Source organism: Methanobacterium alcaliphilum, from assembly GCF_023227715.1.
GTDB lineage: Archaea > Methanobacteriota > Methanobacteria > Methanobacteriales > Methanobacteriaceae > Methanobacterium_E > Methanobacterium_E alcaliphilum.
Genome location: NZ_JALKIF010000005.1, coordinates 55,413 through 68,153, shown reverse-complemented (window position 1 = coordinate 68,153; position 12,741 = coordinate 55,413). Strand labels below are relative to the sequence as shown.

The 12,741-nt window shown below is 34.7% G+C and carries 14 protein-coding genes; 2 read left to right on the top strand and 12 right to left on the bottom strand.

Going from position 1 to position 12,741, the window contains the following annotated elements; genetic code table 11:
* Positions 1-58 precede the first annotated feature (58 nt).
* From MXE27_RS04760 to MXE27_RS04725, 8 genes are all read right to left on the bottom strand, one after another.
* Positions 59-1,300 (bottom strand): methanogenesis marker 15 protein, encoded by a 1,242-nt coding sequence (locus tag MXE27_RS04760; protein ID WP_248611266.1) that lies wholly within the window; start codon positions 1,298-1,300, stop codon positions 59-61.
* The gene (locus tag MXE27_RS04755) at positions 1,293-1,727 is read right to left on the bottom strand and encodes a methanogenesis marker 5 protein (protein ID WP_248611265.1); all 435 of its coding nucleotides are present in this window, start codon (positions 1,725-1,727) and stop codon (positions 1,293-1,295) included. The genes MXE27_RS04760 and MXE27_RS04755 overlap by 8 nt, the downstream gene beginning before the upstream one ends.
* An 8-nt stretch (positions 1,728-1,735) precedes the next feature.
* Complete coding sequence (locus tag MXE27_RS04750; RefSeq protein ID WP_248611264.1) at positions 1,736-2,125, bottom strand: DUF2111 domain-containing protein; 390 nt, start codon at positions 2,123-2,125, stop codon at positions 1,736-1,738.
* Positions 2,122-2,547 (bottom strand): methanogenesis marker 6 protein, encoded by a 426-nt coding sequence (locus tag MXE27_RS04745; protein WP_248611388.1) that lies wholly within the window; start codon positions 2,545-2,547, stop codon positions 2,122-2,124. The genes MXE27_RS04750 and MXE27_RS04745 overlap by 4 nt, the downstream gene beginning before the upstream one ends.
* Before the next feature lie 79 nt (positions 2,548-2,626).
* Positions 2,627-4,168, bottom strand: a complete 1,542-nt coding sequence (gene mmp3 / locus MXE27_RS04740) for a methyl-coenzyme M reductase-associated protein Mmp3 (protein ID WP_248611263.1) — start codon at positions 4,166-4,168, stop codon at positions 2,627-2,629.
* Between the two features lie 132 nt (positions 4,169-4,300).
* Positions 4,301-5,287 (bottom strand): methanogenesis marker 2 protein, encoded by a 987-nt coding sequence (locus tag MXE27_RS04735; protein WP_248611262.1) that lies wholly within the window; start codon positions 5,285-5,287, stop codon positions 4,301-4,303.
* A 2-nt stretch (positions 5,288-5,289) separates the two neighbouring features.
* Complete coding sequence (locus tag MXE27_RS04730; RefSeq protein ID WP_248611261.1) at positions 5,290-6,432, bottom strand: DUF2117 domain-containing protein; 1,143 nt, start codon at positions 6,430-6,432, stop codon at positions 5,290-5,292.
* 127 nt (positions 6,433-6,559) lie between these two features.
* On the bottom strand, positions 6,560-7,063 hold the full coding sequence (locus tag MXE27_RS04725) for an NOB1 family endonuclease (RefSeq protein WP_248611260.1): 504 nt from the start codon (positions 7,061-7,063) through the stop codon (positions 6,560-6,562).
* Positions 7,064-7,529: 466 nt separating this feature from the next.
* On the opposite strand from MXE27_RS04725, the gene MXE27_RS04720 reads away from it, so the two are divergent.
* The gene (locus MXE27_RS04720) at positions 7,530-8,057 is read left to right on the top strand and encodes a MogA/MoaB family molybdenum cofactor biosynthesis protein (RefSeq protein WP_248611259.1); all 528 of its coding nucleotides are present in this window, start codon (positions 7,530-7,532) and stop codon (positions 8,055-8,057) included.
* Positions 8,058-8,067: 10 nt separating this feature from the next.
* On the opposite strand, the gene pyrE is transcribed toward MXE27_RS04720, so the two are convergent.
* The 4 genes from pyrE to MXE27_RS04700 form a co-directional block, all read right to left on the bottom strand.
* Positions 8,068-8,610, bottom strand: a complete 543-nt coding sequence (pyrE, locus tag MXE27_RS04715) for an orotate phosphoribosyltransferase (protein WP_248611258.1) — start codon at positions 8,608-8,610, stop codon at positions 8,068-8,070.
* 217 nt (positions 8,611-8,827) lie between these two features.
* Positions 8,828-9,061: a PRC-barrel domain-containing protein gene (locus MXE27_RS04710; protein WP_248611257.1), complete on the bottom strand. Its 234-nt coding sequence runs from the start codon at positions 9,059-9,061 to the stop codon at positions 8,828-8,830.
* Between the two features lie 149 nt (positions 9,062-9,210).
* Positions 9,211-10,794, bottom strand: a complete 1,584-nt coding sequence (locus MXE27_RS04705; RefSeq protein WP_248611256.1) for a sodium:solute symporter family protein — start codon at positions 10,792-10,794, stop codon at positions 9,211-9,213.
* A gap of 4 nt (positions 10,795-10,798) precedes the next feature.
* Positions 10,799-10,993, bottom strand: coding sequence for a symporter small accessory protein (locus tag MXE27_RS04700; RefSeq protein ID WP_248611255.1), 195 nt, complete (start codon positions 10,991-10,993; stop codon positions 10,799-10,801).
* A gap of 402 nt (positions 10,994-11,395) precedes the next feature.
* Between MXE27_RS04700 and MXE27_RS04695 the strand changes: the two genes are divergently transcribed.
* Positions 11,396-12,697 (top strand): phenylacetate--CoA ligase family protein, encoded by a 1,302-nt coding sequence (locus MXE27_RS04695; RefSeq protein ID WP_248611254.1) that lies wholly within the window; start codon positions 11,396-11,398, stop codon positions 12,695-12,697.
* The last annotated feature ends 44 nt before the right edge of the window (positions 12,698-12,741 follow it).

The following is a 12,741-nucleotide window of genomic DNA, read 5'->3' as shown; positions in this document are numbered from 1 at the left end:
TTAACGGCCTCTTAAAGCTCAATCAACTTTTATTAAATAATGAAGTTTAATTAAAGAATTATTCCTTTTCATGCCTGTTTCCCAATCCAGAAACGAGAAGAGCACCGCCAACTGCCCCAATATGCGATGAATATTCTGGAACAATTACATTTATTCCCCCGAGAACTTCACTTACTGCTTCAACAAGTCCTTCAATAAGTGAGGTTCCACCAACCTGAATAAGTGGCTCTCGAACATCTATCTCTTGTAATTGTTGTTCATAAACCTGTTCTGCAACTGAATGACATGCCGCTGCAGCTACATCTTCTTTAGAACCACCTGCAGCTAAAGATGTTACCAAATCTTGAATACCGAACACTATACAGTAACTATTAAGTAAAGCATTTTTGTAATTTCCTTTTGATGCTAATGGGCCCAATTCACTTATATCTACACCTAATCGACGAGAGGTAATTTCCAAAAATCGTCCGGAAGCCCCGGCACATATTCCACCCATGGTAAAATTATCGGGTATTCCATCATTAACGGTTATTACCTTATTATCCATACCCCCAATATCTAAAACCGTCGCTTCACCTTTTTGATGATTTGCCAGATATACAGCGCCTTTGGAGTTAACACTGAGTTCTTCTTGAATTAAATCAGCGCCCATTTTTTTACCTATGGTTAATCTACCATAACCCGTGACTCCAATACCTTCCACATCATCCAGTTTATACCCAGTTCCTTCCATTGCCTGATCTATTCCATTATTAGTACATTCTAACACATCAGTTGTGGGAAGCCATCCCGTTCCAATGATACTATTATTTTCCATTAAAACAACTTTCGTTGTGGTGGAACCAGAGTCTATCCCTAAAGTTAACCCTTCTTGTTTTTCTCTGGCCAATAAACTCTTTCGAGCAACAATTGTAGATAATGCTTCCATTCTTATAAATAATTCATCTGCTTTGGTTCTTTCAGTGAAAGAATAGGTTACTACAGGTAGCCTGGTATTTTGTTGAATGAATCTCCTGACCTCATTTCTAACCAATGCTCCCTCAGCACACCGAAAGCAGGTTGCAATGAAGACTGCATCTGCATCACTCTTTCCTTCAACAATAGACATTGCCCGTGCAATCATAAGTCTTATACCGGAGCTTGCACAGTTAAAGCCAAATTTTTCATAAGCTTCGTCAATATAATCCAAATCTGTTTCAGGAAAAACGATTTCAGCACCAAAAGTGCTAGCAGCTTTTTCTATTTCTTTTTGTACACCACTGTATTCTGTTCCACATGAAATTTGAGCTATTTTAACCATCGTCTTCCTCCAATTGGTCTAAAAAGCTGTTAATCTTATTAACTAATTCTATAGTTTCATCGTGAGTTTTAGGATATTTCAACTCCAAAGTTGGTATTCCCCTTTTCCTTAAGTAATAAACACAGAGTTCATTTGTCCGGGCACATCCTATGCACCCAAAACCAAACGGAGCTTCATCCATAAGGATAGCTGCTTCAGCTTGATCTATTAAAGGCCCAAATAAAGACATACGCCCACGAACACCAGAAGGTACTTCAATTGCAGCATATTTAAGTCCTTTAATAGGGTCTTCTTCAGTCATGTTAAAAGGAGGAGAGTCTATTTCGGGATCTTTTACCTTTTTTCTTATTTCATTTTGCAATACTAGTGGTTCATGGCCTCTTCTTTCAATCAAATCAGCTAAAATTAACGAATTAGGTGGAAACATTGCTATTTTCAGTAGAATTCCCCCTTAGTTATTTGATTTTTTTCAGTTATTCCTTCTGGGCGGCGTGAAATTTCCACCATATCACTGAAAAGTCCTTTAGTAATGTCCACAATACCAATAGCTGCGATGACTTCATTATTTTCTTTTAATGGAACCACTACAACAGGTATTCCACTATAAGGGCCCCCATCAGGTACTTCCCTAGATGTGTTGCCTGTTTTTAATACTTCTTCTAAAATAGGGCCAGTATAAGCATAATCCACTATTTTACCTTCTTCAACTCTTATTCCTAATGATTCTTTAGTCCTCATGGTCAATGGTAATTGACTCACTAATTCATGGATAGATAAAGCCAAATTTTCAATTTCTTTACCTGTTGATGATGAATTAATTTTCATTTTTCAGCCCCATGTTTAATTTTCGATGATTTTGATGATTTTTCTTCCACAATTTTCATGAATTCATCCACAGAAACCTTTTCCGGCTCTTTAAGACTGACTTTTTGTGGTTTTCTCAAAGCTTCCCCTACATAACCCAATAACTTAAATTCTTTCTCCAGCTGATGATAACCTTCTCTTGCAGCCCCCCTATGGCCTCTACATCTCCTAGGATCGCCTGGGGGAAATCCTCTATCTTTAATGAAAAGATTATACGGATCTAATTTACGGGCTTTACTGACTGCTTCATCAACGAAGTCTTTTTCTCCATATATTATAGCGCCATAACAGGTCCCTTTAATGGTTAGAGGAAGTTCCATCATATGTAACTTTTGTACCAGTTCACTCTGACTAATATCTGCAGAGGGCCCCAAAATCAGCATTTTAGTAATCAAATTGTCATCTTCACATGTGTCCAACTTATCAAACCCTTCCACACCACAACTCCCTATATTAGGACCATCAGACCTTTTTTTCGGTGACATAAACCAAATCTCCCTCTTTAAACTTCTCTAAACTTCCCATACCATTAATTATTTCTCCAATAATATTAGTGCCATTGAAAGGTTCTCCAGTGGGGCCAAATTCATCATTATCTTCAAATCTAACTCCAATTATCCCAATGTGCCTACGTGACATATTAGTTATAGCCAGCTGCCCTGCTTTTACACAGCTTTCAGGAGTATTTTCTGGAATTAAACCTTTAGCTTCTTTGGATTGGCCTTCAAACATCATGACCTTCATTCCCGGAAATGCAAAGTGAACTTTTAAAACACCGATTGGTGCGTCCAAAAGTCCTGTGATCTTCTTGAAGTACCATGAAGACCGAGGTGCATCATCATTTAATTGAATTTCAATTAAATTTTCTTTAGGTATTCCGTGGGTTTTTAAATTTTTATCTTTGATGATGTCTATAGTATATTTCGGTTCCTGAACCACTACCAATGCATCATCATCATTTAATCCTTCTCGTATCTGAGTAACCCCATATTCAGTTAAATATGATTCAGCCTCTTTTTGAGTCATGGACAGAGACATTATACGGCCAGGATCAGATTTTATAGTAACGTAATCTCCTTTTTTAGCTATATCCAATAACTGCATTCCTAACTGCACTTCACCAATTATAGAATGTGAGGGGGTTGAAACTCTATCTTCCCTATAAATAAAAACTCTCCCCATACCTTTACCAGAATTTCTAAGGGTTACAGTACCTCTTTTTCTTTGATCTACTAATTCGGGGCTTTTTTCTAAACCCTGCAACTTGTAAAACCCGACAAAAGAATTAGATTCATAGTCAATTCTTATTTTACCACCCTCAACCATGGCAAAAAAATGTTCTACCGATTGGGGTGAGTCCAGAGAAGGTTTTACCTGGACATAAGTAAAAATTTGATTTCCTTGGGTTATAGGAGTATTAATGTCTGTTACTGCCGCACTTTTTACAATAGTTTTTCTCTCCACCACAGGTTCTACAGAAAGAACAACATCGCGATCTTCTAGTTTAAAAACAGTGCGCCTTCCACCAGTAATACGGGCAAAGACTCCTTTATTAAAATCAGGGACCCCATAAACTGCAGAATGGTCCTCTTTGCTTAAAATGATGTGGGTAGCTTCTGAAGTGAACCCTGAAAGACTTAAAATAACGTCTCCATCCCCATAAAAAAATTCCTGGCGAGTAGGTTCAAGATCTGTTTTTACAGGACCCATAGCAACCTCGTTGGAGGTAATCCATCTCACTTTGAGACCTTCGAATTTTTTATAATTCTTTTTCCAAACTTCTACCAGTTTAGAAGCATCTTCCTCCTGGGTCATTTCAATGATTATACTACCTTTATTGGTTTTGATTTTATATTTGTTAATATGTTTTTCAAACTCTTTTTCGCCTTCAATAACACTAAGGACACAACCATCCATGTATGGGGCGTTGGTGGCTTGAATTGCATCTTTTATTGTAGAACTTTCTGGAAGTTCTACTTCTTGGCCATTGACCTTTACCAACATTAAATCTCCTCTTGAAATAATTTCAGGGATGTCTACGATTTAATATAACAATTTTACTATCAATAAGTAATCCATTATAATTTTTAATTAATGATAAGATGGAGTAATGTGAATATTTGAGATTTAAATAAATTATGATTTCTCTTCTTTTACACCCATTATAATATCTTCTTCAAGATTAAAAACAATTTTCTTCTGATTTTCATGAGTAAGATAAAGTTTTTTATCAGAGGTTATTTCTCCAACCACATTAGCAGTAATATTTACTTCTTCTAAAAGTTTTATGCACTCCTCAACAGAATCATTAGAACTTGTTAAAACAAATCCAGAACCAGGGTACAGTTTTAACCATTCTTCCCATTCAACGGATTCATTTCGAGGTATATTATCCAACTTAACTATGGCACCAACATCCGAAGCTTCCAAAAGCATACCTAAAGTCCCTAATATCCCCGGATTACTAATATCTTTACCTGCCGTCACCAACTTTTTTACAGCTAATTTTTCCATTACCTCAATCTGGGATCTTACAAGTTCTGCTTCTTTATGAGTAGTGGTATCCCAGTTAAGTGCAAATTTAGGGTGTTTTTGCCCATCCAAATCAATGGCCACAATTACTTTATTGCCAGCAATAGCATCACAGCTAGTAATTAAAGCATCTTCATGAGCCGTCCCCATAATTGAAACATCCAAGGCATCGTAAGGAGTGTCAGGATGAACATGACCTCCTATCATAGGAACGCCAAATTTCTCACAACCGTCCCGAATTCCTCTCATAACTTCATAACAAGTTGTTTCATTATTTATTGAAAGCACATTAACCATGGCCATAGGTTTTCCACCCATAGCAGCTATGTCATTAACATTGACCAGTACAGAGCAGTACCCTGCCCAGTATGGGTCAGCATTCATTAGTTTACCCCACATCCCATCAGTGGCCAATAAAACTAATTTGCCATCACCCATTTCAATGGCTGATGCATCATCACCGAATCCGAGATATGTATTTCCAGCGATATTGTAAACATCTTTCAAAATAGTAGTAATAATTTTTATTGGTTTTTTCCTTGAAACTCCTTCAAAATTTTTAATGGAATCTACAAGCACGTCTAGATCCAATTCTACACCCCTGAACTATCTGTTTCTTTTATATGATATCTGGCAGCCGTATTATTTATAAGTTGTAATATTTCCTTTTTAAAATTTTCGATACTTGTAATTTCTAAGGTTTCTTTGCCATAAAACAACTCATAGAAAATTTTTTGGCCAATAATATCATCCCAACCATTTTCTAACTCTATTATCATAGACCCATTACTCTTAAATCCATTTTGCACCACACAATCTAAATCACCATCTGTGATCCCAATTATTGGTACATCAAAACGATAAAGAATGTCTGCAGCTACCAGAGTGGTGTCATCTCCCACTGTGACCACCATATCCACATTTTTTAAACCATATATATCTTCAGCAGCATGATTTAAAAATGCGATTTTTAAGTTATGATTATTATTTCTAAATTTAACTATTCTTGGATTTACTTCAGATCGTCTTAGAAGACCTGTTTTAACTATTGCTTTTTCTAAATCAACTGGACCTAATTTTTCTACCCCATGATCTTTTATTTTGCCTCCTTTAATCTCCACTATTATCCCATCTTCAGCAGCAAGGATTACCTCTTCATCAGTGGATTTTCCTATAACAATTCCATTTAAAAATATATTTTCATCAGGGGAGACTCCAACTAATTTTCTATATGTTTTAGTTCCTTTAGATGTACTTTCATGACCACAATCGGTTCCTTTTAGAAAAATCTCCTGCATGATGATGTCTGGATTGACCACTTTAAGATCCATGGCTTTAGCTATTTCATTAGCCATAACCCGCACTGATTTTCTCCAGGGCACAACACTACCATCTTTTTCACCTGGTCTTTCAATTTGGATAAGAGCTGGTTTGGTGAGAGATCTTTTAAAAACTTTATATCCAAAAGCGTGACCTGTGATGTTGGATTTACCATAGTTTATTAAAAAAATAATTTCGCATCCTTCATGGGAAAATTTATCAACCGACGCACTGGGAAGTCTTTTGGTGGAAATATCTATTACTTCTTCTAAGTGAGCATCGTAAACAGCAGTCCGACCCATGGTTCCTCCTAGTCTGGCTTTTACTTCGCCGTAATGTTCTAAGAGTTCAATGATTTTTTTTGCATAACCTGAGTCCACAATATGAGGACCATGTACAACCACACCAATTTTCATGGGTTACACTTGGGATGATTAATATATTATAACTTGTTGTTATTTTCAAGAGATGATTTTATGATTTTAATTAAAAGCAATAAAATAATGGAATGTATCCTTTAAATTAAGTTGATAAGAATTATAGTTATTTTTTGACCCTTTTTTTATAAAGAGGAGATCCACAGATTTCACAGTCATCTAAACCGTATTCATCAGAGTATTCTCTCTTGCAACCCCGACATATTAACTTCCAAGCATAAATCTCTTTAATACCCGAAGTTAAAACGCTTTTAAATGGAATTTCAATTATTTTTAAAACATTTTGCATAGAATAATCATCAGTTAAAACAATCACTTCTCCATTTTTATCATTTATCTGTAATGCCAGTGCCAGTAATTTTTTATCCACTTCAGATAATCTAAAAATATCTCCGGATGTTTTTATAACTGCATCTATCTTTTTAATAAATTGAGCATCTGGATCTTTTATGATAAGATTTCCATCATTAATGGCATTATCTAGAATCATTTTAGATTTTAAATCTTTAACTTCACCAGTAATCTCAGGGATGGTGAAATTATTTTTATCTGTGGGCTTGTATCCCCCAATGAATGCTGAAGCATCTAATACTTGAAAATTTTTAACCATGATATTCCCTACACCCTAAAAAAGTATTAAATGTAAACCACGAGAAAACTTTAAATAAACACCTATTCTAATTAAAAGACGCTTATTAGGATTAATTTTCGATATAATCTCATTTAAACAGTTTAGTCAAAACATACGAAACCTTTTTAAATATTTAAATACATATATAATAGTAGGGTAGGGTGCTTAACTTTCAAACTAATTATTGTTGCTAAAATTGGAAAAGAAGCCGCCTCCAATCCAATTTTTTTCCCTACCCATCAATAAATAACATACTTTTTTATTACTAAATTTTTATGAAATGTTTAATTAATATAAGCTTTTTTATTATGGAAATAAGAAAAAATATATTAATCATGCATTTTAAAAATTTATGTTCTAAACATAATTATTTTTCACAGTTAAAATACTATTATATTGAGCCTCAGATACAAAGTACCATACAATCAATTTTAAAGGTGGTTATATGAAAAGTAAAAGTATGGAAGAACACCGCGAAAAAGCCCCTGCAGAAATTAGATGCGGAGTTATAACCCTGAGTGATTCCAAATTTGAAGATTATCAGAAAACTAAAGACAAATCCAGCGATATTTCAGGAAAATTACTTTTTAATGCCCTTCAAAGCAAATATGTTGTTGAAAACTACATCATAATACCAGATGATACATCAACGCTTTTATCTACTATCCATGATATGATCGAAAACAGTGTTGATATAATCATAACCACCGGAGGAACCGGGATTGGTAGCAGGGATATAACTGTAGAAACATTACAACCATTATTTGAAAAAGAATTAGATGGTTTTGGTGAAATATTCCGATTAGAATCATATAAAGATCTGGGTATTGGGGCCATATTAAGTCGAGCCACAGCAGGAGTATATAAAAAAACATTGATATTTGCTTTACCCGGTTCTCCCAATGCCGTGAAACTAGGAATTAATCTGATTCTGGATGAAATAGGACATTTGGCCAAGCACTTAAAAGAATAAGGTGAATTTATTATAAAAATTCACGTATAGATATTAATGGTTCTAATTTTATTCCCTTTTTATCAAAGTTTTCTGCTGCCCCTTCGCATCTATCTACCACAACAAATGCTCTTTTAACGACACCATTATTTTTTTCTATGGCATCAATAGCTTTTAAAAGAGAATTTCCAGTAGTAGCAACATCTTCAACAACTATTACATTATCATGCGCTTTTAAATCCCCTTCTATCAATTTAGAAGTTCCATAATCTTTTTTTTCTTTTCTTATCATTAATAAAGGTTTTTTAGAATTTAAAGACACCGCTGTGGCAATAGGAACCGCCCCTAAAGCAGGTCCTGCTATTTTATCAATATTATCTTCAGAAATTTTATCAGTGATTATTTCTGCAATGGATTGCAAAATCTCAGGATCAGTGATTGCCTTTTTCATATCCACATAGTAATCGCTTTTTTTCCCAGATGATAAAGTAAATTTACCAAACTTAATGACATCATTTTCTTTAAGTAAATTCATTAAATGCATTTTCTGTTCTCTCTGATATTCCTCTTGCATAAATAACAGACTCCTTTATCAAAATAATAACAATCTGCGCATACTAATCTACCACACAATAAACAAGTATGCATTTTAGCAGCTTTGCCGCAGATAGTACAAATACCCTGCACTTCCACTGAAAACACCTGTTAAATAATTATAATAATGTTAAAATAAATTCAATTATATAATTAAAAAATATAATTTAGATAAAAACGGGAAGGAAATAAATATTTTATTCTACTCCACTTTTAAGCAGAACTTTATCTCCAATTTTTTTTACCATATCATAAGGAACAATAGTTTCACCTTTAGACAAACCTAAACCTTCTGAGATGCCACCTTTGCCTAGAACTAATGCCTCAATTTTTTGAGTTTCTGGATCAGTTTCTACATCCTTAACTTTTCCAATAATAGTTGCAGAGCTATCTAGCACCTCTTTGCCAATAATTTCTTCCACAATTCTCATATTATCACCATTTTTAAATTTTGTTTAGCAAATTATTTAAATTTATTTAATCATGGATTTAGAAAATAAAAATTTAATTAATACCTATAAAATAATCCTCTTTTAAGAAATTAATAAATTGAAATAAAAAAATAAAGAAATTTGAAGGATTAAATTCCTTCAAAACATTTATCGATATGTTCTTTGCTTGGTTTTTTAGTTAGTAAACTCACCACTATAGTAATCACAGCAGCAATAGGCAATCCTATAACTATAGGATCCATTGCAGGCCATGGAGCTGCTGTAATTAAGGTGGGACTTCCTACTATTGCTTGTGATATGCCTAAAGCTCCTGCAGATTTTTTGAATACAAATAATAACCAGAAAAGGGTTATTAAAGTCCCAGTAACCATTCCAGAAATAACTCCCAGTTTGGTTGAACCCTTCCAGAATAATGCGCAGACATACATTGAAAGGAAGGCCACTGCAGTTAAGGAGAACCACATGGCAGTACCTACAGCAATAATGTTAGTAGGTAACACCAAACCTAAGATAACTGCAATGAGTACAGCTATAGCAATTCCTCCCCGGGCAATTAGAACCGTGGAACGTCCTTTTTTACGAGATAAAGTCTCATAAACATCCCGACCAATAGCAGTACCCTGCACGTGGAATTGGGCACTTAAAGTAGACATAGCCGCGGAAAGGAGCGTAATCATGAATAAATAAGCGAACCATAGAGGCATAGCTTTTGTAATAAACAGTGGAATTATTTTATCTGCATTTTCACCTGCTGCCTGGACAGCAATTTGACCCATTTGCTGGAAGAAATAAACATTGGACAATGCCCCTACAATAAAAGCAGTTCCAGTCATTAAAAATATAAAAATTCCACCAACTAAAACCGCCCGGTTTAATTCCCTGTTAGATTTAACTGTCATGAACCTTACTACCAGTTGTGGCTGAGATAAAACTCCAATTCCAACACCCAGAATTAATGTGGACAATAAAGACCACCAGAAAGGACTTCCCAGTGCCGGCATAGTGGTCCATCCTGTTGCTCCTGTTGCCGCAGCAGATTGAGGTACCAAATTTGCCATATTAGTTAATGCTTGTTGAGATCCTGTTACCCCACCTAATATCCAGTAAGTGGACACCAGTAAGAATATCATTCCAAAGAACATGATAGTTCCCTGCAAAGCATCAGTGTACATTACACCCTTAATTCCACCAAATATTACATAAATTGCGACGATAATGGCCATTACTAAAAGTGCTACAGTGTAATCAATGTTTAATGTAGCTTCTACAAATCTGGCCATGCCAATAAGTACCACCGAAGCATAAAGGGGCATTCCAACAAATATAACCAGCCCACTGAAGTACTGGATAAATTTACTATCATATCGTTTGGATAAGAACTCCGGAAAGGTTAATGCACTTATATTGTGTCCCATTTTCCTTGTTTTTTTCCCAAAAAATACAAAAGCTATGAAAATTCCCACCAAAATATTTAAAACTGTTAGCCATAAAAGACCCATCCCATAAACACCCGCAACACCACCAAACCCAACAATAGCAGCCGTGCTGATAAATGTAGCACCATAACTTAAGGCCATGATATAAGGATGGCTGGTTCGTCCTGCAACCATGAAATCTTCTGCAGATTCAGTTCGTTTCCAGGCAATATAACCAGTGTAACCAATGAGAATGAGATAAATCAGTACAATAAAAGACAATAATAACGTATCCATAAAATCACATTCCTAATTCCTTCTCTTCCATCTCTCGCTCTTTCTTTTCCCATTCGAGCTCTTCTTTGATTTGTTCTTCTTCTTCCTCTTCACCTTTGTTCCAGTTTAAGACACCGTAAATAACACATAGCAACATAGCAAGAATGCTTAAGATATAGGCACTCCAAACCCACGGATCAGGTATTCCTAATACTTCCATAAAGGCACCTCCATTCTAATTTTGTTACAATTTGAAAAATGCAACAATTGTTAATATTTAATCATTAATATTGGTAGAGTTATCTTATTTAAAAATTCCCAAAAAAGAAAATTCTAAATGCAAATCTTATACTTTAAAATGTATTTAATTTTCAGCAACTCCTCATCAAAAATAAACTATAGATGAAATGTAAACAATAAAAATCTTATAAAATATGTATTATATATCTCCATTAAATCCACAGTTAACAAATAAACAGTAAACATTTATTTAATTAATTTAATAAAAAATCGAACTAAGTTCGTGCAAATATATTTACTAAATATAAGTACTAAACAATTAGAATATCATTTATTAATATCCATTAAAATCAAAAACAAAAAATAATAAATGGCGATAACTATGATCTGGAACAAAGAAGCAGAATGCATGTCTTCAGAGGGAAAAAAAGAAATACAATTGGAAAGACTCCAAGAAATAGTCAAAAAAGCCTATGAAAACGTTCCTTACTATAAAAAAAGATTAGATGAACATGATATAAAACCAGAGGACATTAAAAATTTAAAAGATCTCGAAAAGTTACCATTTACTACTAAAACTGACTTAAGGGATGCTTATCCCTTTGGTATGTTTGCCGTGAGTGATGATGAAATTATAGAAGTCCATACTTCATCAGGAACAACAGGAAAACCAACAGTATCTGGTTACACTCAAAAAGATATCGAAATATGGGGAGAAGTAATGGCTCGAGCACTTTCAATGGCAGAGGCAGGTAGATCCGATCGTATCCAAAATTGTTACGGCTATGGATTATTTACTGGAGGTTTAGGAGTTCACTACGGTACTCAAAAGATAGGGGCTACCGTAATTCCCATATCAGCAGGCAACACTAATCGCCAAATAGAAATAATAAACGATTTTGAAACAAGCATACTGACTTGTACACCATCATATGCCCTTTATTTAGCCGAAGTGTTGGAAAAACAGGGTATTGATATTGAAAAACTCAATTTAAAAGCAGGAGTATTTGGTGCCGAAATGTGGACCGAAGAGATGAGAGCTGAAATTGAAAAACGTCTTGGAATAGATGCATTGAATATCTATGGACTCACCGAGATTATTGGGCCGGGTGTTGCCCAAGAATGTATGGAAAAGAATGGGCTGCATATATTTGAAGATCATTTCTATCCAGAAATCATTGACCCCAAAACTAAGGAAACATTAGAAGAAGGAGAAAAGGGAGAATTAGTCCTTACCACACTCACAAGGGAAGGGATGCCCATTATCCGATTTAGAACTAAAGACATAACAGCTCTGAGAAGAGAAAAATGTGGTTGTGGTCGTACACTAGTAAGAATGGATAGAATTACCGGTAGAACAGACGATATGCTTAAAATAAGGGGAGTAATTGTTTTCCCATCCCAAATCGAAAGAGCGCTGTTAAAAATAAAAGATCTACACCCCCAATATCAAATCATTGTCACCCGCCCAGAACATTTAGATGAACTTGAAGTTCAGGTAGAAGCTTCCCCTGCACTATTTTCTGATGAAGTAAAGCACGTGGAAGAAGTAAAAAAAATGATTGAAAAACAAATTCACAGCGAAATTGGTTTAAGGGTGAATGTCTCATTAGTAGAACCAGAAAGTCTTCCTCGAAGTGAAGGAAAAGCCATACGAGTTATAGACCAGCGAAATTTTGAATGAATAAATATTTAATAAAAATAAATAATAAAAAAAATGAAACCAAA